Source organism: Colwellia sp. MT41 (genome assembly GCF_001444365.1).
GTDB lineage: Bacteria > Pseudomonadota > Gammaproteobacteria > Enterobacterales > Alteromonadaceae > Colwellia > Colwellia marinimaniae.
This window is the reverse complement of record NZ_CP013145.1, coordinates 2,565,197-2,586,428: the sequence shown is the minus strand read 5'-3', so window position 1 is coordinate 2,586,428 and position 21,232 is coordinate 2,565,197. Positions and strand designations below refer to the sequence as shown.

The window sequence follows — 21,232 nt, the reverse complement described above, 5'->3', positions numbered from 1 at the left end:
CTAATTATTCATCCCCAGCTAACATTTCTGACTATTCCCTGAATTAAACAACTGTCTTAGTAATAATTAACTTTGCAATTAAGGCAGTTAAACAAGCACTTATGACGCTCTAACCAGCCAGTGCCAAGTTATATCATCATAATCGTGTATAATCCGCGCTATGACAGTTACTCAATTTGACCCGAAACAAACCACCACCCTAGAAACACCTAAAAAGGTCATTGAAGAGCAGTCAGTTATTTTCACCACCAGCGCTAAGCAAGGCGAACAAAGTCCAACTCGCGCTGCAAAGATAGGCTTCGTCAGTCTCGGTTGCCTAAACTAATTCAAGCGTTGCTTTGTAGCGCAAACATTCACTAACTAACGCATTTCAAAAACACTTCATAATCCCTTTCTTATACCTCACTACATGTACAGAATTGTCTTAGAAATTTAATGGTATAACTTTGAACTTATGAGTAACACAAAGCGAACTCCACATGACCTTAAGTGGACAAAAAGTACGCTTACCAATGAAGCTGCTAAATACGAATCAGGGGGGTAATTTAAGGCTGCGAATGCAGGGGCTTATAAACCAGCGGTGCAGAAAAAGCTACTAGAAGATGTGTGCTCTCATATGCTACCACGCCATAAAAAATGGACTTTGAATCCGTAAAAAAGGAAGCTCTAAAATACAATACGATAAAAAATTCAGAGCGTCTAATCCAAAAGCTTTAAGTGCTGCACGCAGAAATGGATGGCTAAATAATGTTTTCTCTCATATGGAAGCTAATCGAATTAATTGGGATGTTAACTTAGAAACAATAGAAACAAGGGGTCAGAACAGTTGATTTAATTTACTTACTAGCCAAGTACATTGTAATTAATTAAATACACGCTAAGTTTAAATTATCATAACGTAAATGGACTTACACTATGCCTAGATTACCCCGCCTTAATTTAGCAAATATTCCACAGCATGTGATACAACGTGGTAATAATCGAAATGCTTGTTTTTTATTAGACAGGGATAGGCAATATTACTTGAACAAACTGCAAGAATATAGTCAAAAATTCAATGTCAAAATTCATGCTTATGTGCTGATGAATAACCATGTCCATTTATTGCTTTCACCAGAAGAAAAGTTTTCAGTAAGTCTGTTAATGCAGTCTCTTGGTAGAAGTTATGTACGTTATTTTAACAAAAGTTATAAGCGAAGCGGCACCTTGTGGGAAGGGCGTTTCAAATCGTCACTGATTGACAGTGAAAATTATTTCTTGATTGTTAGTCGTTACATCGAGTTAAACCCAGTGAGGGCTAATATGGTTGAAAAACCAGAAAGCTATGATTGGTCGAGTTATCGTACTAATGCATTAGGATATTTTGATGAACTAATAACACACCACCAATGCTTCATGATGTTGGGAAAAACGAATTTAGAAAGACAAAAAAATTACCAATCACTATTTGAAAATACTATTCCATTAAAAGTTCTTACTGAGCTGCGTATATCGGCACATAAATCACAAGCGCTTGGTAATAAAAAGTTCATTGATGAACTTGAAAACTTATTAGGAAGAAAAGTTATTTCTGATAGCCATGGCGGTGATCGAAGATCTTCAGTGTATAAACAAATGAATCAAGGGTTCTGACCCCCTTGATTTCCTTGATTTGAATGAATAACAATGAAGCTTATTTAACCGTATGATGAATGGTTTGAGCAAGCGAATTGATTACAACTTGTTACTGGAGTTTGGCAATGTTTGGCGGTATTGGTGTTACTGTGCTGGTAATTAATAGAACCACATAAAATGTGGGGTTTGATGTTCTTATCAGTATACGCATGTATAAAGGGATAAATGGGGCAATCAAATGAAATCGGGTTCTACACCTTCATTCATGAGGCAAGGTTCATTGTCTTTTGATTTAACAGATGAACTTATCAGTAAAACTATATCAGACAAAGCTAAGAAAAAACGCAAGGAAAAATCTAAGGCTCAGCGCAAAGCAAGAAAAAAACACAATTGATTATTTATGATAATGCAGGAGAATCAAGTGAATAAAACAACAAAAGAATGGTGTGAAATATACGATAAGAAAAAGTGTGATTACCCTGAGTGGTTAAAAGAGGCTGTTGCTAATGAGCAAGGAAGTTTAGACTCTTGGTTAGATAATGAGCGAAGCGAGGGAAACACAACAGAAGAAGATGTTTACCTTGGTGACGGTATTTATATGTAACTTACTATTTTGAAGTAAAAATAAATCTTATTTATAACTGAAAAAGGAAAATCATGAAAACTTATATAGCAACAGACCAATATGGAAATACAGTAACAGTTTCAGCATATACAGAAACAGATGCAAGACAAAAAGCGGAATCAGAACTCGGTTTTGGCAACATTGTAAGTTTTGAAGAGCTGTAAAAGCGGTGTGTTTAATAAGTTATTATGCCACCCATAATCACTCATGCATATTTTCATTAATTTTTTGGTTGCAAGGGGGGTAATATGGATGATATTAAATATGTATTCGAGAAAATAAAAAATAGTAAGTTTACTTCAAAGAAAGATTTCTTTGATTATATACGGATTTATTTCTGTGATTATATCAACGACAAAATTGAAGGGGTGGCTCAAAACGATAAAGAATTGGCTATAGGTTATCGTGATGCTTCTACAATACATAGATTAGGTGTTGTTGGTGCATGCACTCCAAAAGACTTAATAAACTCTATTACTTCTGTAGTTCTTGTTGATCTTGTTGTTGAAATGTTCGGTGAAACTCAAAGCAATTATAAAAACTTCATTCTTAGAAGAGGGGGGAGGGTTTTATTCATACGTGAAATAAATTACAGCAAGTTGAAAGCATAAAAATTCGATATTTTCGTTATAACGTTCAAGTGGTGGATGATGATATCTATGATATCGTTGTTCTTAAACTCAGGGGGAAATATTGTCATCTCATGAAATGCGATGCTGAAAATATTTCGGACAATAATACTGCAAAAAAAGTGGTCGGATAGTGAGTTCTGTGCTCGATTACGCTATGAGTATATTTCATCTGGAAAACCTAGTGAGGTAGATAAATTAAACTTCTCTATGGCAAAGCTTGAAGGAGAAGAAATGTCTATCGAGCAAGATATGCAAGAAGAAAGAGATAGTTGGTAAGCTTGTAGAAGAGTCAGTTTATCATAGAGAAAAAGCTATAATTTTCTCAAGCGGACAAAAAAAGTAGGATTCATTTCTCTTTCATGGCCACTTTAAGAGTGGTTAATAAAGTGAACTAAAAGTTTAATCGAGTATTAAAATGAAAAAAGGCATCAGATATTTATTAAATTCAGAAGCTTTCGTTACAATCTATGATAGGCGAATGAATGGTGAGGACTCTCATTTATCTGTGGTATTGAGTATTGAGGGTAAGACTATTGAGGTTATTTGCTCTAAAGAATCAGTGTTTCGTAATGGCTTATATAGCTACTTCACATATGCAGTAAAAAAAATAAATCAGAAAGCAGATAAAAGGTATGAGTTAATAAAAGCATTTGCAATCAAGCGGAACAAAAATATTCCTGCAGATAAAAGGTCTTTTCAAATGAGGGATGCTAATTGCATTACAATTTATAAGCATCTTAAAACTGGTCTAGTAGAAAGGTGACTTTTACCACTCAAAAATAAACAAACAATTCCACGCCCCCAAACAATCCTGTATAATGCTCACCATATAAATCAGCATCGAAATAAGTTAAACCACTATGACCGTAGAACAATTCGACCCAAGCACCAGTAATTCAGCCGCAAGCCAAACAACTACGTTAGACATTCCATCTAAAATGATTGAAGAACAGCATCAGGCCGTTGTTACTGCAAACCCAGAGTCAAATCGCGCTGCAAGATAGGCTTGTGAGTCTCGGCTGCCTAAACTAATCCAAGCGTTGCTTGTAGCGCAAACATTCACTAACGCATTTCAATAACACCTCACAACCTCTTTTAAAACCCCTAGTACAAAAAACACCACTCCAACATTAAAGGCAGTTAAACAAGCACTTATGATGCTCTAACCACCAAGTCTAAACACTAAAGACATTCACTTCATAATCGTGTATAATCCGCGCACTAAAATTCACCTGAATCATTTACATTAGTAAAGGCGCGCTATGACAGTTACTCAATTTGACCCGAAACAAACCACCACCCTAGAAACACCTAAAAAGGTCATTGCAGAGCAGTCAATTATTTTCACCACTAAAGCTAACCAAGGTGAACAAAGTCCAGTTCGCGCTCCAAAGATAGGCTTCGTCAGTCTCGGCTGTCCAAAAAACTTGGTCGACTCAGAGCGTATTCTTACTCAACTTCGTACAGAAGGTTACGATGTAACCAATAGTTACGAAGATGCTGAACTGGTGATTGTAAATACCTGTGGCTTTATTGATAGCGCAGTACAAGAGTCTTTAGATACCATAGGTGAAGCGTTAGCCGCAAATGGTAAAGTGTTGGTTACCGGGTGTTTAGGTGTTAAGAAAGATGAAATTATTGAACTTCACCCTAATGTCCTCGGTGTCACTGGCCCCCATGCTTATGATGAAGTATTAAAACAAGTGCATGAACATGTCGCCAAACCTGAGCATAATCCCTTTATTGACTTGGTTCCGCCACAAGGGGTTAAGCTTACGCCTAAACATTATGCTTATTTAAAAATATCCGAAGGTTGTGATCATCGTTGTACTTTTTGCATTATCCCGTCAATGCGTGGTGATTTAGACTCCCGTCCCATTGGTGATGTTTTAGGTGAAGCGCAACGTTTAAAAAATGCTGGCGTGAAAGAGTTATTGGTTATCTCGCAAGATACTTCCGCTTATGGCGTAGATGTTAAACATAAAACTGATTTCTGGGATGGTATGCCGGTAAAAACAAGCATGCTAGCTTTGTGTGAACAGTTAGGGAAATTAGGTATTTGGGTACGTTTACATTATGTTTACCCTTATCCTAGTGTTGATAAAGTTATTCCGTTAATGGCGGCAGGTAAAATCCTTCCTTATCTCGATATACCATTACAACATGCTAGTAAACGTATTTTGAAGTTGATGAAACGCCCTGGTAGTTCAGATAGAACGCTAGAGCGGATAAAGAAATGGCGTGAAATTTGCCCTGAATTAGTCATTCGTTCAACCTTTATTGTTGGTTTTCCGGGTGAAACCGAAGACGAGTTTCAAGAGTTATTAGATTTTCTAGAAGAAGCACAATTAGATAGAGTTGGTTGTTTTGCTTATTCTGATGTTGACGGCGCTACCGCCAATAACTTGCCCGACCATGTTGATGAAGCGGTTAAGCAAGAGCGCTTACAAAAATTCATGGCGGTGCAAGCTAAAATTAGTGCGGCAAAACTTCAAGCACGCATAGGTCAAGAATATTTAATTCTCATTGATGAAGTTAATGAGCTTGGTGCGGTAGGGCGCTCTTATGCTGATGCGCCAGAAGTTGATGGCAAAGTTTATTTGTCTGATGATTTTGATGCCAAGCCTGGCGATCTGATTTGGGTACAAATTATTCATGCCGATGACCATGATGTTTGGGGCGTTCGCGTAGAAGATTAGTCAGCTTAATAAAGACTTCAGGATTATGGCTCAAGTATTTCTAATTTGAGCCGGTAAGACAGAGTAACTTTATTAGTATGATCTGTTATTTGCACAGGCATATTTAACCATTTAGTTTGACCTAGCCTTACCACGGGTTAGGTCAAATAGGCCATGGTTGATGTTTTTTCATCTTGCTGATATACAGATATATTTATTAACGTGGTGAACATCTGCTTGCTGTCAATCAGAAGTTGTCACAGGCAAACGCTACCTTACCCTTCAACTACCTTATAACTATTCCCCTCTACACTTAATAATTAGATGAATATCTGTGCCAGTAGCATTTATAACTCTATGGCCTGTACTTTTAATTCAGCATGAAGGCATTTGTTTTTCAGGACTTACTCTTTAGGCTATTTTGTTTATTAAGCCGACAAGAGCAAGTGGTTTTATGCTCAGCTCCGGTATTATTTATAGCTAGCCTGAACCAGCGACTAATAGCCTGGTTGAGCTTTAATTAACAACACACTTAACAATGATTCTGAAAGTGGACCTTTGGATGTCACCGTTGAGTAAAGTCGCCATATTCAATAGTCATGCGTAAGCATCATGTTACGGTTAAAACTATATATTGAATTACCTACCAAAAAATTAAAATATATATTTGGTAAACTTTTTGCCATCAAAGGCGAGTTATCTTGTGTAAACAACTATATACAATATTCAACAGTGTTTATTTACATTTATATTACAAACTACTAGTAAACAAGTGATAATGAATATTATTCAGCATTCTTGGTGTTTACAGGACTTTAAGTCATAAAAAGTATATCTCACTGTATATAAAACAGTCAAAATGAGTATGACAAGGTTAAGTTATACTACTCAACTGTATTAAAAGTGATATTTATGATTCTAATAATTCAGACCATTCAGCTTAAAACTATTTTGACAATGGCATTTGCTCTAATAAGCAAGTGGAGTAATTCGTTATATATTCAATACTGTAAATTTTGTTGCAAGGAGCCACTATTTAACAATTCACTCTCTCACTCTTAAAAAATTTTAAAAAGGTATATGTTTTTCTATGAACAAGATGATTATTCTCCCCGCTTTACTTTCTTCAACTTTATTAACATCCATGTTTTTTAGCACTGCAGCCTCTGCTGACGATGCATTCTCAGCAAATATCGGTATAACAAGTAACTATATTTGGCGTGGTATCACTCAATCGGACGATAATTTCAGCGTTTCCGCAGGTGCTGACTATAACCATGAATCTGGTTTTTATCTGGGCACATGGGCTGCCACCGTAGATTTCAATGATGATACTAATTTTGAGTATGATTTTTATAGTGGCTACCAAACTAACTTTGCCAATATCGACTGGGATATCGGCTATATCTATTACGGCTATCAAGGCGAAGATAACTTGGCCTTTAGTGAGGTATATTTACGTGCAAGTTATGAAACACTTTCCTTGGCTGTTTCGACCCTAGTTGATAATGATACTGATGGTGAATTTGGCGATAGCCATTATTTTGAAGCCGCTTATGGTTTTTCTTTACCATACGAAATATCTCTAGACCTTCATGCCGGCTATTATAATCTACCAGCAGATGCTGATTATAACGACTTTAATATCAGTTTAAGCAAAAGTGGCTTTTCATTAATGGTGAGTACACTCACAGGTAATGATGCCTTTGAAGATACTCTAGTATCTCTGTCTTATAGCAAGAGTTTTGATTTGTAATAAATAGCACTTGCTGGTAAAGATTATTTATCAGCAAGTTACTTACTGGCAGATATTACCTATTCATGGATGTTCAGATGAAAATTAAACATAAATTACTTTCCCAAGCTATATTTCTCGCTATTGTTCCAGCCTTTATTATGGCGGTGATAATAACATTACAAGCTAACCAGTCTTCCTTTGAAGCGTTGGGTAAAAAATCGAAAGAACAACTTATTTCTCTTCGAGAATTAAAAAAAGAGCAAATCAGTTCATATTTAAACACAATTGAAGCGCAAGTTATTTCGTTATCTAAAAACCCTTCAGTCATAGCTGCGGCAACAAACTATTCCAATACATTTTATAAGCCCTCTAATCTCCAAGAACAATTAAATGCTGGAAAAAACAGAGTTTCGAGTTATTACCAAAGCCAATTTAGTCAGGCTTTTAATAACAAAAATCCACAGGCAAACTTCTCAGTTCACCATAAATTATCCCAGCTTGGCCCTTTAGCTATTTATTTTCAAGACAAGTATATTGCCAAAAATCGATTTCCGTTGGGCAATAAAGAACAGCTTAACAGTGCTGGAGACACGCCTTACGACAAAGTTCATCAACAATACCACCCAATGTTTAGAGATTACCTCAATAGCTTTGGTTACTATGATATTTTTATCGTTGATGTTGATAGTGGCCATGTTATTTATTCCGTTTTTAAAGAACTAGACTATGCGACCTCCTTGATAACAGGTCCATACGCCAATTCTGGACTGGCAAAAGCCTTTAATAAAGCTAAGTTACTCAATGACAATGACAGTGTCGTTTTGGTTGATTATGAAAGTTACTTTCCTTCCTATGATCAAGCCGCTTCTTTTATTGCCTCCCCAATAGTAAACCAATCAGGCAAGGCAAAAGCTATCTTAATATTTCAAATGCCAATTGACGGTATTAATAAAATAATGACAAATAATGAAAGGTGGTTAGATGTCGGGCTAGGTTTATCGGGAGAAACATATTTAGTTGGCCCTGACTATAAATTACGTAGTGAAAGTCGCTTTTTAATTGAAGACAAACAAAGTTATTTCAAGGCTCTAGAAGATTCGGGTTCTCAGCCTAATCTACAACAAATAAAGGCTTACAATTCAGCGATAGGAATGCAGTTTGTAAAAACCCCAGGCGTCGCTGAAGCGCTGGCAGGAAATAAAGGCTTCGCTCAATTTTTAGATTATAGAAATGTTAAGGTGTTATCGGCCTATATGCCATTAAAATACGGCAATCAAACTTGGGCCCTAATGGCCGAGATTGATGTTGAAGAAGCTTTTTTTGACGCAGCTAAACTTTCAGAGGAATTATATTTTTATAGTTTATTGTCACTGCTTTTTATTGGCGCAATCAGCATCACTACGGGTTTGATTATCGCCAATATTATCGTTAACCCGCTTAATGTCCTAGTCAAACGCATTTCAGAAGTTTCCGAAGGCGATGGTGACTTAACGGTTGAATTAGACTTAGCTCAGCGTAATGATGAGATAGGCGATATAGGTAAAGCTTTTAATCAATTTGTTAGTAAAATCAGGAATATTATCATTGAAATTGATTTACATGCAGGTCAATTAGCGTCTTCATCGGAAGAGTTATCTGCGGTAACCAAAGAGACTAATGCAATCATAGTGAGGCAAAAAGAGAAAACTGAACTCACTACGGCAGTAATGTCTGACTTGAATGCCAGTATCAATTCAATAGCCGAAAACTCTTCTCAAACAGCGACCATGACGACTGAAGCAAGTACTGAATCTGCTAAAGGTTCAACTTTGTCGCAAAGTGCTCAATTAGCAATCCACGACTTAGTAGACTCAGTGAATATTGCTGCAAAAGAACTGCATCAATTGAATACTCAAGTTGAAGAGATTACGGGTATTTTAAGTGTTATTGATAGCATTGCTGACCAAACTAATTTGTTGGCTCTTAATGCGGCCATTGAAGCGGCCAGAGCGGGCGAATCTGGGCGTGGTTTCTCCGTTGTTGCCGACGAAGTACGTACCCTTGCGGCCAAAACACAAGCATCTACCATTGAAATACAACAGAAACTTGAAGGCTTAAAAAAATCATCTTTGCAATCAGTCACAGCCATGAACCAAGCTTCAACAGCTGCGAATAAAGGCATTGATCTTGTTAAGCAAACAGCAACAAGTTTAAAAACAGTGGAAGGTTTAGTAAAAGAGGTAAGTACTAAAAATATAGAAAGTGCCCAAGTTGCTCAGCTTCAAGGCGATAGTGTTAATGAAGCTCATCAAAATATAATTGATATTTCTGATTACACTGAGAATACCTCTAGTGCAGCGCTGCAAACCTCGCAAGCGTCCAATGATTTAGCCAAATTAGCGGTAAATATGTCGACATTAGTCAGGCAATTTAAATATTAAGGATATAAAGTCACTGTTATTATTTAACATGCCTATGCACTTGGCTCAGGATCGTCATCCCCGTGGTGTTTTAATCGGGGATCCAGTGCATAAAGAGCAATGGATCTTCGATCAGAGACTTCGAAGATGACGTTTACAAAGAGATCCTGAGTAAACTACATAGGCATGTTATTTAATGGCTTTTTTCAGTTAAAAAGCCATTAAGGTTGATCCGCTATTGTCATAGCCGTTATGCCGTTTATTTACCACTAGGTTTAGCCCTGAAGGCGGATTATATCCGCCAACATCAATCAAGTTAGTTATTATTTCAAATCGCCTATCACCCCCTGTGTCAGGCTAGTTGCCGCTGACGGCCTGGCGATGTTAACCCTAATAAAGATACACTCATCGCTAACATCAATTAACCGCCATTGTATTTAGGGTAACTGCTAACTAGTTTTGCTTACAAGAGGCCATTGAACGTCAATAGCCGCTCAATTTAAGTAAGCTCAGCCGACTTGTGTGGCCACTTGTCGGCTTTTTTATGTGTGCTTCGCTATTTCCTGCTTGGCTATTCGGGTTTTGTTGTTAGCTCAAGCCATACCAGACGATGATCAGATGAAGCATTTCTATCCTTGATCAAACGGTAGCTCTCGTCGCTTGCTAAGGGCCAAAAAACACCGGAATCATTGATAGTGAAGTCAAGAGCAGAAGGTAAGACATAATCAACTCTCATACCCCAGTTTGAAGTATGATGTTTAGCGTTAACATTGTCAGGTGTATGCAATTCACCCGCTTGGCTTTGCGGCATAACATCTTGAATTTTTTTGTCTTGTAGTAACGCTGAAATACTGGTGTTGATTGCCTCGCCATCAACACTTGAGGCATTTAAGTCACCGAGAATAACAAATACTTTCGCGGCCTTAAGACCACCTTTCTTACCATTGTCATCGTAAATATAGTCGGAAGCTTCAGGGGTAATATAATCATGCCAAAAACGAATTTCATCATGGTTACGTTTACCGTTTCTATCTTCTGGCCCATCAAATACGGGCGGTGTTGGGTGGCTCGCCAGTATATGAATAGTTTTACCATTGACCTCAACAGGCACATCCCAATGAGACTTAGATGATAATCTCAGCGCTTGCCATACTTGATTGCTGTACCAAGGTTTGTTCGTTACCGGGTCTATTGGCACTAGTGCATTAGGCATATCATGGCGTTTGAAATGTTGAAAACTGCGGATATTGGCGATATCTATCGGGTATTTTGATAATAGCGCCATACCAAAATGGCCGGGAAAATGACCATAACCGAAACCATCACCAGGTAGTTTGCCCTTTTCACCATCACCATTCAGGTCCAAACCTGAATTTATGCCGGTATTAACCGGACCTTGGTAAAAATAAGGGTAATCAATGGCTTTTTGCCCCTGTTGGCCTTTATTTAAGTAGTTAGCAATAAAGATTTTCAAGGTTTTGTTATTGTCGTCTTGATAATCAAATTCATTGAGCAAAAGGATATCAGGGTTAACCCTTTGGATTATCTCGGCAATGTTTTTTATTTGCTGATGATCACTAGCCAATGCGTTAACTAGTGTTTTTTCCGAAACACTTTCTGCTTCAGCGCGATTATGATCAATATAATTTAACGCTTCCATACTGACATTAAAGGTAGCGATTTTTAGTGTTGTTGCTTGTGCAAAAGTCATCTGAGGTAACGCCAAGGCAAGTAATGCAATAATGGTGTGTTTTTTCATAGCCGTATTTTAAACCAATCCTATTTAATTAGGCCGCAGCCACGTAAAATAATGTCACAAAGAAAAGTGATTACCTGTTGTACATCATCTTCTTCGAAGTCGGCACGATTCATTATCGTTAAAATTTGGGTCTCAAAGTCAGCATAGTGCTGAGTGGCTGACCAAATTAGAAAGATAAGATGTACCGGGTCAACATTGGCCATTTCACCATTATCAATCCACTGTTGAAATAATTTAGCTTTTTCTCTTACCCACTGACGTTGATAAGTACGTGCATAATCTTTTAAATGCGGTGCGCCTTGAATTATCTCCATCGCATATATTTTTGACGCTTCAGGGTGTTTAAATGACATCCTGACTTTCGCTTCAATAAATTTTTCTATCGCGACTTTTGGCCCTTTGTCTGCTTCGATATCGCCAATGCCTTCATCCCACATCTCAAGTGTATGTTCCAGCACTGCATGATATATGTTTTCTTTGTTTTTGAAATAATAAAGGATATTAGCTTTTGGCATCTCGGCTCGATCAGCTATAGATTGCACCGTTGCGCCCCTATACCCCTGTAAAACAAACTCGGTTCTAGCTGCTGTGAGGATCTTAACTTGGCTTTTCGCTCTAATATTGCCGTTTTTCTTAACTTGATTAGCGCTAGTCATATTCTTTACTCAGTGTTCGTTATTGTATTTATGATGACGGTCATGACTGTTTTTATAGGACTTTTACCAGTCGTAGCGATATAAGTCACACCCGTTCTCAAATTATTGTTAACCATTTAGTCAGATAGTTAAAAGATAGTACTTTATATTTTAACTCATTATACCGACTATAAATGTAAGTTATTGACAAGGAAAAGTACACTATATCCCCACTTGATTACATTTTTGTAGTGAGTAACCTAAAACATGTAATTTCAGCTGTGCTAGATAATATACTTATGTGAATAAAATAACATACTTTCCTAGCCGTCAGTATTTTACTGTAATTTCAGCGCTTTAATCACCAGTGTTTAGTTAAGCTTGGTTTTTTATCTGACCAATTGGATGGTTTCTTATATTAAAATGTAATTAAAACCACAGCTATCGATAACTATATTTTATATATAAATAATATCAGTAATTATTTTAACAGTTACTAGGGGTGATTTGATTCTAACCAATTGAATTAACGTTACTTTACTATCTACCTGTTGTTTTTTATTTAACTGGTCTGATGTTTATGTTTATACTGCTTCAGTAAAGATGTTAAAATATGTAATGAAACTGTAATAAAATTCTGCTCTAATTTCAATCGAAATGAAAAACAGAGCAATTGGTTAACTTTTTATTGCTTAAAAATAATAAGAATAAATATCACTTTAAAATAAAATAGAACCAAACAAAACAAAACATAGGAATAACAGATGAACAATTATCGTCTATCACATATAACTAGTGCGTTAGTCCTTGCACTTGGGCTATCAACTTCAGCTTTAGCGGCTGAGACATCTTCTTCAATGCGAGGAAAAATTGTTGGTCCAGAGGGTAATGTAGCAAGCAATGTTAAAATTCAATTAATTCATACTCCTACAGGAAGAGTAAATGAGTACGTTACTAACGATAATGGAATATTTATTGCTAAAGGCTTGCGTGTAGGTGGTCCATACACGGTAGTTATTGACTCTGATAAGTTCAGAGATGTTGAGCTAACTAACATTTTTCTTGCACTTGGTGATACTTATCGCCTAAATGAACAGTTAGCACCATTGTCGGTAGAACGTATTGAAATCACGGGCGGTAACTTTTTACAAGATGTTGGTGGCTCAAACAGTGTTTTTGGTGGAGATATCATTAATAACAGTCCTAGCTTCAATCGAGATATTAAAGATATTGCGCGCATGAACCCGTTGGCGAGCATTAATGGTAACGGTGAACTTACTTTTGCCGGTGGTAACCCTAGATCAAACACTTTAACGGTTGATGGCATTAGTCAAAATGATGACTTTGGTTTGAACTACGGTGGTTACCCAACACAACAACCGCCAGTATCGTTAGATGCTATCGAGCAAATATCGGTTGATGTATCGCCTTTCTCAGCAAAAAAAGGTAATTTTGGTGGTGGTATCATTAATGCGGTAACTAAATCAGGTACCAATAAATTCAAATTCTCTGGCTTTTATGAGACCTCAACGCCTAGTATGGCGGGTGATGTGGATAATGAATCACAAGTATTTGAAGAGAATCAATGGGGCGGCTTAGATCCGGTTTTTGATGAAAATGGTAATAGAACCTATGAAACAACAAAAGTAGCGCCAATTGAAACACAACAACGTTTTGGTTTTAATGTTGGTGGCGCTATTATTGAAAATGAGTTGTTCTACTTCGTTAACTATGGTAGCTGGAGCAGCAAGCTTGAGATGGATTATGGTTTTGACGGCAGTGGTGCTACACACGAATATGATGTTACCGAAGCAAACTATAATGACTTTCTTGGTCATTTAAATAATACTTATGACCTTGAAGATTCTTTAGGCGGTAACCCTAAAGATAGCAATGAAACGCTACTAGCTAAACTGAGCTGGAATATTAATGACGCCCACCGTTTAGACTTTACTTATCAGTGGCAAGACGATATAGATGAGCGTAACTTTGGTACTGGTGGTAGCACAGTTAAGATGGACTCAGCTCGTTATACTTACCTCTCGAAGATGAATAATTTTGCGACCAAAGTATACTCAGATTGGACAGATAACTTATCCACTGAAATTGGTATAAGCTATAAAGATGTTTCATCAGAGAGTCAAAATAACTCGGATTTAGGTAGTGTAACTGTTGAAGAATACTACAAAGGCCCTGAGTATCAGTTTGGCCGAGACGTGTTTAGACATGCGAACAAATCAGAAACGCAAAACTTTCTTCTGTCTTTAGATGTAACATATCTTTTAGGTGAACATGAAATCACCTTTGGTGGCCAATATGAGCGATTACGTTTATATAACCTATTTGCCCAAAACTCATTAGGTTCTTGGGAATTTGATAGCATAGAAGACTTTGGTAATAGAGAACTTGGATCTTTCAGAGGTGACTATGACTTTAGCTATGATAATGCTTACACAAATGATTCAAATGATACTGCCTATGATGCACTCCGTTCACAAATTTCATTATACGTAGAAGATAAATTTTACTTAACAGACGATATTGAAATGTCTGTTGGTGTTCGTTATGAACGTTTATCGTCTGATGATAAACCAATGTTAAACGAAGCCTTTAAAGAAACTTACGGTTTCACTAACCAAGAAAACCTTGATGGTGTAGATATTATCTTACCTCGTGTTAATTTAACTTGGTTTGCTACCGATGACTTAACGGTACGTGCTGGTGTAGGTCGCTTCCAAGGTGGTATACCCAATGTTTGGTATAATAATCCATTTCAAAACGATGGTATTACCTTAGTTTCTGCCCCAGACAGTGCAATCACTGATTACTATGACAACAACCCCGTAGTTGATATCACGCAAGTTCCACAAGCAATACAAGATGCGATGACTAAAGGTGCGGGTAGTACTAACTATACCGATCCTAACTTTGAATTACCTTCAAGCTGGCGTACACAATTAGGTTTTGACTTAATGTTTGATGTGCCAATGCTAGGTAATAACTTTAAGTGGACCTCTGAAGTGATGTACCACATTAAAGAAAACGAAGCGGTGTGGAAAAATACCGCAATTCGCTCTGTAGGCCTTGCCGCTGATGGTGAACGTGTTATCAATGAAAGTATCTATTCAGGTGATTTAGAAGATAACTTCGATATCATGATGACTAATGCTGAAAATAATGGTCGCTCAATTATTCTTTCAACGGCACTTGCCAAGGAATGGGATAATGGTATTGGTATTACTATGAGCTATGCTCATCAAGATGTGACGGAAAACCAAGCAGGTTCTTCATCTCGTGCACAAAGTAACTATAAACATAATGTTATTAAAAACCGCAATGAAGATATGGTAGCTCGTGGTCACTATGAAGTTGAGCATAGCTTCAAAATGACTTTCAGTTATAACACTGAGTTTTTTTCTGGTTATCAAACACGTTTTAATGCATATTTTGAGCGCCGCTCAGGTCGCCCATATAGTACGGTAATGGGCATGTATAAAGATGATGATTTTGGTGATACAAAAGATTTTTATTCAAACTCTGCTTACCTAGCTTATATACCATCAGGTGCCGATGATCCGAATGTGAATTGGGAAGAGTCAGATCTTTCTTGGAATGAGTTATCGGTCTTAATGGCACAAGCTGGAATTTCACCGTCTGGTTCAATTATGGACAGAAATACCGGTACGCAACCTTGGTTAACTACCTTAGATATTAGCATCAAGCAAGAAATTCCTGGTTTTACTAAAGGTCATAAAGGTCAAATATTCTTTATGATTGATAACTTTGCTAACTTGTTAAATGATGATTGGGGAGTAGAGAAACGCATGACTTACCCTAACCAAGCATTATATGATTTAGGTGGCTTAGATGAGCAAGGACGTTATATTATCGATCCTCGCTTTAATGGCGCTGATACGCGTAATTATAATACTATTGTTAAGTCATCTTCTTCATGGCAGATGAAAGTTGGTATTAGCTATACGTTCTAATTGACTGATAGTGTGAGCTAAACCAAGTAATACCAATCGGACTATTTAACTGATCACTTAGCGAGAATTAAAAGGCTTAGAGGCAAGGCATTGATTGAAGAGAATAGTTATTCCCTTGTCAAAATCAATAACGCCGCATGTAAGCCTTTTAAACTCGCCCTTTGGGAACTCGTTAGTAAACTGATAACGTCACAAAATGAATGAAATATAGAATAACTATGTTTAACTCATTTTGTTTGTTCTAAGCTCACTAACGTAGTTCTAAGTTGCTCAGTTAATTAATCCGTTTGGTATAAAGCCCTTTAATTTTATTAAAGGGCTTTTTTATGACCAGAATTCAGTTGAGGCTGTTGTTATAAAAGAAAATTATTTTAAAAAGACAAATACTTGACCAAGTGGTCAGTAATGGTATGCTGAAGTTATCAATATTGTTGGTTACTTGGGAACATAATGAACGAAATACGAACAGAATTAATTGAAGATGTCATTGCAGCAGCTAAAGCCGCTTATCAATTGGCTTATGCGCCATATAGTAATTTTCATGTTGGCGCTGCTGCGTTAACAGCCAATGGCAATATAGTGAAAGGTTGTAATGTTGAAAATGCGTCCTATGGCTTAACGGTCTGTGCAGAGCGTAACTGTATTAGTCAGGCGGTAATTAATGGCGAACAGCAATTTCAGCTGATTGTTATTTATACCGAACAAGATAAATTAACACCACCTTGCGGTGCTTGTCGGCAAGTAATTGCAGAGTTTTTTGAGCAATCGGCGCCAGTGCTTGCCGTTAACCATAAAAATGAACGAAAAACGTGGACGGTGCAGGAGTTATTACCCGATGCATTCACCCCGAAAGATTTATTAGACTTATAAGGAGTTAACTCATGTCAGTAACAAATAAAATGCTCCCGCAAGAAATTATTCGCCTTAAACGTGACGGTAAAGTACTCAATGAACAAGCGATAAAGGCTTTTGTTTCAGGCCTGGTCGATGGCAGTTTCTCCGATAGTCAAGTTGGCGCTATGGCCATGGCTATTTTTCAACAGGGTATGTCAGTTGATGAAAAAGTCAATTTTACCAAAGCTATGATGCATTCAGGCGAGGTCTTAAGTTGGCAAGGTTTTGACGGTCCTATTGTTGATAAACATTCCACCGGAGGGGTAGGTGACAAGGTCAGCTTTATGTTGGCTGCTATTGTCTCTGCTTGTGGTGGTTATGTGCCGATGATCTCTGGTCGAGGTTTAGGTCACACTGGTGGTACCGCGGATAAACTAGAAAGCATCGCCGGTTTTAATGTTCAGCCAAGCATCAGTGAGTTTAAGCGCATAGTTAAAGAAGTAGGTGTGGCTATTATTGCGCAAACCGATAATTTAGCCCCAGCCGACAAACGTTTGTATTCAATTCGAGATGTGACCGCCACGGTTGAGTCTATTCCCTTAATTACTGCTTCAATATTATCTAAAAAACTTGCTGCTGGCTTAGATGTCTTAGTAATGGATATTAAGGTCGGCAATGGCGCTATGATGCATACCTTGGCGGATGCTAAAGCGCTTGCTGATAGTATCGTGAGTGTTGCTAATGGCGCAGGTGTGAAGACACAGGCTATTATTACTGATATGAACCAAGTACTTGGTTCCAGTGCCGGTAATGCCATAGAAATGGCTGAAACGGTTAAGTATTTAACCGGTAAACAACGAGAGCCGCGCTTACATAAAGTTGTACAAGCACTTGCCAGTGCCATGCTTATTAATACCAAGCTAGCGAGTAATGAAAAAGAAGCCCATGAAAAAATTGATAAAGTATTAAGATCTGGGCTAGCGGCAGAAGTCTTTGAACGTATGGTCGCAGCATTAGGTGGCCCGAAAAACTTCGTCGAAAAACCTTGGGACTCAATGACCAAGGCAAATGTTATCGTGGCAGTGAAAGCAAGGCAGCATGGTTATATTGCACAAATGGACACTCGTGCTGTTGGCATGTCGGTGGTGGGCTTAGGGGGCGGTAGAACCGCACCGACACAAGCGGTAGATCACAGTGTTGGTTTTGATCGGATATTACCACTTGGTGTACAAGTGAATCGTGGTGAAGTGATTGCCCGTGTTCATGCCAAAGATCAAGACTCAGCCGATAGAGCCATTGAGCAATTTAATAATGCGCTCAGTTATACTGAAGAGGCTCCTGAGTTGCCGCCAGTAATATATAAATAGTTAAAGCTAATAAGCTTAGATGCTAACAGCAGTTGCTCGGTAGTAAATGCCCGCAACTGCAGAGACTACGTTTAAAATACGCTTAACCATGAGTTACCTTTTAGATGAACTCTTCATCGGAACTACTTTGATAATAAAGTAGTAACCTTATCATCAGTATGAACTAAACCTTATCACCAGTATGAACACTACCTGGTCTTATAATCTGACAACTTGCTTAAAGTGAGCACGACAAAGGGGTTCATAGCGCTCATTACCGCCAACTTCGACTTGCTCACCATCTTGTACCGCTTTACCGTTAGCGTCTTGCCTGATAACAAAGTTAGCTTTGCGGCCACAGTGACATATGGTTTTTAATTCAACAAGCTTGTCTGCCCAAGCGAGCAGGGCGGCACTACCGGAGAAGGTTTGTCCTAAAAAATCAGTGCGTATACCATAAGCCAGTACAGGAATATGCAATACATCGACTATATCAGTAAGCTGTTTAACCTGCTCTGTTGACAAAAACTGAGCTTCGTCGATGAGTACACAGTCCAGTTTTCTAGCTTGATTTTTCTGCTCAACATCTTTGAATAGATTAGTTTTATCGTCAAATAAAAAAGCGTCGGCATCAATGCCAAGTCTGGAAGTAACTTTACCTTTAGCAAATCTATCATCAATTTTCGCAGTGTAAATAGCGGTTGTTAAACCACGTTCTTGGTAGTTATAAGAAGATTGCAGCAGGTGAGTTGACTTGCCGGCATTCATCGATGAAAAATAAAAATAAAGTTGTGCCATTGCTTACTGCTTTTTTAAATATTATCTTATAAAACTGATCGTGCTAGCTTTACTCAGTCGTCAGCTATTCGTCAGCTATTCGTCAGTTTTAGTATTTGCTTGGTATATCGGTATTACTTGAGGTCTTAGTATTACTCTGCTGTCCTAGCGTAGCTAATAAACTGGTAAGTAAGCTGCTGGCACCAAAGCGAAAGTGATTAGCATCAGCCCATTCACCGCCTAATATACTATCGGCTAAATCAAGGTATATAGCAGCATCTTCAGCGTTTCTTACCCCACCGGCTGGTTTAAAACCAACGGCAGTGTTCTTTTGTTTTATTACTTCTAACATGATTTTTGCTGCGGCTGGCGTAGCATTTACCGCTACTTTACCGGTCGATGTTTTAATAAAATTGGCACCGGCATTAATGGCAATTTCACTGGCCTGGCGAATTAACACTTCCGATTTGAGTTCGCCTGTTTCAATAATCACTTTAAGCTTGGCTGAATTAGCACAGGCTTGTTTACAAATTTTAACCATATCAAAACCAATGGTTTCGTTGCCTTGCATTAACGCGCGATAAGGGAAGACCAAGTCTACTTCATCTGCGCCATAGGCTACTGCAGCTTTGGTTTCGGCTAAAGCAATATCAATATCATCATTACCATGGGGAAAGTTAGTAACCGTAGCTATTTTTATCTGTGGGCTTTGTTGTGCTTTCAGTGCCTTTTTAGCGATGGGAATAAAACGCGGAAAAATACAAATAGCGGCTGTTGCGCCGACAGGCGACTTTGCTTGTCGACAAAGTTCAATAATGTCTTGCTCAGTTTCCGTATTAGTAAGGCTAGTTAAATCCATCAATGACAGTGCACGCAGAGCGACTGCTTTACTCTCAGCACTAGGTAAGTTATTTGACATAATTTTTATCTTCCTATTTTACTTGTTATAAAGCAAAGAAAATACCGGCAATTGCCGCGCTCATTAAGTTTGCCAATGTTGCAGCAAGCATTGCTCGCATACCCATCCTGGCAATATCGTGGCGGCGGCTTGGTGCCATAGAGCCAAGACCACCGAGTAAAATTGCGATAGATGATAAGTTGGCAAAACCACATAAAGCAAAAGTGACAATGACTTGCGTTACTGGGCTTAAGGTATCTCTTATTTCAATAAAATTGACATAGGCAAAGAACTCATTAACGATTACTTTTTGACCAATGAAACTACCCGCTTGCAACATTTCATTGGCTGGCACACCGATAATATAAGCAAAGGGGGCAAATAGGTAACCTAAGAAAAATTCAATGGTGATATCTTGATAACCAAATAAACCAGCAACACCACCAACGATAGTATTTAGTAAGGCAATTAACGCGATAAAAGCCAGTAACATAGCGCCGACATTTACCGCAAGTTTCAAGCCTGATGCGGCGCCAGAGGCGGCGGCATCAATAACGTTAGTGGGTTTATTGTCATCGTCGTCATAATCGATAGGGTCTTTGGCTATTTTGTCGTGTTCAGTTTCAGGATAAATGATTTTTGCCATTAATAGGCCACCAGGAGCGGCCATAAATGATGCAGCAATAAGATATTTTAATTCGATACCAAGCCCAGCATAACCTGCAAGAATAGAGCCGGCAACAGAGGCTAAACCACCCACCATGATGGCAAATAATTCTGATTGGGTCATCTTGGCAATATAAGGGCGAATAACGAGTGGCGCTTCAGTTTGACCAACAAAAATATTGGCCGTGGCTGAAAGTGATTCGGGTTTACTGGTTTGTAATAGCTTTTGTAAGCCACCACCAATGATTTTAATAACCCATTGCATTACGCCGAGGTAATACAAGACCGCAATTAAAGAGGAAAAGAAAATTATATTGGGTAATACTCTGATAGCAAAAACAAAACCGACACCATTGTCATACATGGCATCTGTGCCTAAACCACCAAAAAGGAAGTTAATGCCTACTTTGGCACTGTCAATAACACTTTGCACACCATTGGTCATAGACAGTAAAAAATCTTTGCCAAAAGGCACATATAAAACAAAGGCCCCCAGTAAAAGCTGTAGGGCAAAAGCTAAACCAACCGTACGCATGTTTATAGATTTTTTGCCATTTGATAAGGCATAAGCTATTCCTAGCAATACCACTATGCCTATAACACCTCTAAGTGCACCTAAATCCATGAATACCTCTTATGTTT

General features: G+C 38.0%; 20 protein-coding genes. 15 read left to right on the top strand and 5 right to left on the bottom strand.

Annotated elements, in window-relative coordinates; genetic code table 11:
* The first annotated feature begins 160 nt into the window (after nt 1-160).
* From CMT41_RS19165 to CMT41_RS10995, 12 genes are all read left to right on the top strand, one after another.
* On the top strand, nt 161-325 hold the full coding sequence (locus tag CMT41_RS19165; protein ID WP_198149741.1) for a hypothetical protein: 165 nt from the start codon (nt 161-163) through the stop codon (nt 323-325).
* Nucleotides 326-915: 590 nt separating this feature from the next.
* Nucleotides 916-1,632, top strand: a complete 717-nt coding sequence (locus CMT41_RS11030) for a transposase (protein ID WP_058027289.1) — start codon at nt 916-918, stop codon at nt 1,630-1,632.
* Between the two features lie 220 nt (nt 1,633-1,852).
* Entirely contained in the window at nt 1,853-2,008 is a 156-nt protein-coding gene (locus CMT41_RS19160) for a hypothetical protein (protein WP_157466365.1), read from the top strand.
* Nucleotides 2,009-2,035: 27 nt separating this feature from the next.
* Nucleotides 2,036-2,218, top strand: coding sequence for a hypothetical protein (locus CMT41_RS11025; RefSeq protein ID WP_157466363.1), 183 nt, complete (start codon nt 2,036-2,038; stop codon nt 2,216-2,218).
* Nucleotides 2,219-2,271: 53 nt separating this feature from the next.
* On the top strand, nt 2,272-2,403 hold the full coding sequence (locus CMT41_RS19730; protein WP_257721026.1) for a hypothetical protein: 132 nt from the start codon (nt 2,272-2,274) through the stop codon (nt 2,401-2,403).
* Between the two features lie 84 nt (nt 2,404-2,487).
* Nucleotides 2,488-2,850, top strand: a complete 363-nt coding sequence (locus CMT41_RS11020) for a hypothetical protein (protein ID WP_058027287.1) — start codon at nt 2,488-2,490, stop codon at nt 2,848-2,850.
* Between the two features lie 102 nt (nt 2,851-2,952).
* Nucleotides 2,953-3,147 (top strand): hypothetical protein, encoded by a 195-nt coding sequence (locus CMT41_RS11015; protein WP_058027286.1) that lies wholly within the window; start codon nt 2,953-2,955, stop codon nt 3,145-3,147.
* Between the two features lie 139 nt (nt 3,148-3,286).
* On the top strand, nt 3,287-3,634 hold the full coding sequence (locus CMT41_RS19385; RefSeq protein WP_198149740.1) for a hypothetical protein: 348 nt from the start codon (nt 3,287-3,289) through the stop codon (nt 3,632-3,634).
* A gap of 97 nt (nt 3,635-3,731) precedes the next feature.
* The gene (locus tag CMT41_RS19155) at nt 3,732-3,875 is read left to right on the top strand and encodes a hypothetical protein (RefSeq protein WP_157466361.1); all 144 of its coding nucleotides are present in this window, start codon (nt 3,732-3,734) and stop codon (nt 3,873-3,875) included.
* A gap of 258 nt (nt 3,876-4,133) precedes the next feature.
* The gene (gene rimO / locus CMT41_RS11005) at nt 4,134-5,570 is read left to right on the top strand and encodes a 30S ribosomal protein S12 methylthiotransferase RimO (RefSeq protein WP_058027285.1); all 1,437 of its coding nucleotides are present in this window, start codon (nt 4,134-4,136) and stop codon (nt 5,568-5,570) included.
* A 1,069-nt stretch (nt 5,571-6,639) separates the two neighbouring features.
* Nucleotides 6,640-7,305, top strand: a complete 666-nt coding sequence (locus CMT41_RS11000) for a TorF family putative porin (RefSeq protein WP_082606523.1) — start codon at nt 6,640-6,642, stop codon at nt 7,303-7,305.
* Between the two features lie 77 nt (nt 7,306-7,382).
* Complete coding sequence (locus CMT41_RS10995; protein WP_057181331.1) at nt 7,383-9,707, top strand: methyl-accepting chemotaxis protein; 2,325 nt, start codon at nt 7,383-7,385, stop codon at nt 9,705-9,707.
* A gap of 550 nt (nt 9,708-10,257) precedes the next feature.
* Here CMT41_RS10995 and CMT41_RS10990 read toward each other — a convergent pair.
* A complete protein-coding gene (locus CMT41_RS10990) occupies nt 10,258-11,445 on the bottom strand; it encodes an endonuclease/exonuclease/phosphatase family protein (protein ID WP_058027284.1) in 1,188 nt (395 codons plus the stop codon).
* Between the two features lie 20 nt (nt 11,446-11,465).
* Nucleotides 11,466-12,101: a TetR/AcrR family transcriptional regulator gene (locus CMT41_RS10985; RefSeq protein ID WP_057181329.1), complete on the bottom strand. Its 636-nt coding sequence runs from the start codon at nt 12,099-12,101 to the stop codon at nt 11,466-11,468.
* A 743-nt stretch (nt 12,102-12,844) separates the two neighbouring features.
* Here CMT41_RS10985 and CMT41_RS10980 point away from each other — a divergent pair.
* From CMT41_RS10980 to deoA, 3 genes are all read left to right on the top strand, one after another.
* Nucleotides 12,845-16,069, top strand: coding sequence for a TonB-dependent receptor (locus CMT41_RS10980; protein WP_058027283.1), 3,225 nt, complete (start codon nt 12,845-12,847; stop codon nt 16,067-16,069).
* A 450-nt stretch (nt 16,070-16,519) separates the two neighbouring features.
* Entirely contained in the window at nt 16,520-16,939 is a 420-nt protein-coding gene (gene cdd / locus CMT41_RS10975; RefSeq protein WP_058027282.1) for a cytidine deaminase, read from the top strand.
* Between the two features lie 11 nt (nt 16,940-16,950).
* Nucleotides 16,951-18,270 (top strand): thymidine phosphorylase, encoded by a 1,320-nt coding sequence (gene deoA, locus CMT41_RS10970; RefSeq protein WP_058027281.1) that lies wholly within the window; start codon nt 16,951-16,953, stop codon nt 18,268-18,270.
* Between the two features lie 198 nt (nt 18,271-18,468).
* On the opposite strand, the gene CMT41_RS10965 is transcribed toward deoA, so the two are convergent.
* From CMT41_RS10965 to CMT41_RS10955, 3 genes are all read right to left on the bottom strand, one after another.
* On the bottom strand, nt 18,469-19,047 hold the full coding sequence (locus tag CMT41_RS10965) for a thymidine kinase (protein WP_058027280.1): 579 nt from the start codon (nt 19,045-19,047) through the stop codon (nt 18,469-18,471).
* Between the two features lie 88 nt (nt 19,048-19,135).
* The gene (deoC, locus tag CMT41_RS10960; RefSeq protein ID WP_058027279.1) at nt 19,136-19,945 is read right to left on the bottom strand and encodes a deoxyribose-phosphate aldolase; all 810 of its coding nucleotides are present in this window, start codon (nt 19,943-19,945) and stop codon (nt 19,136-19,138) included.
* 25 nt (nt 19,946-19,970) lie between these two features.
* Entirely contained in the window at nt 19,971-21,215 is a 1,245-nt protein-coding gene (locus tag CMT41_RS10955; protein ID WP_058027278.1) for a NupC/NupG family nucleoside CNT transporter, read from the bottom strand.
* Between the last annotated feature and the right edge of the window lie 17 nt (nt 21,216-21,232).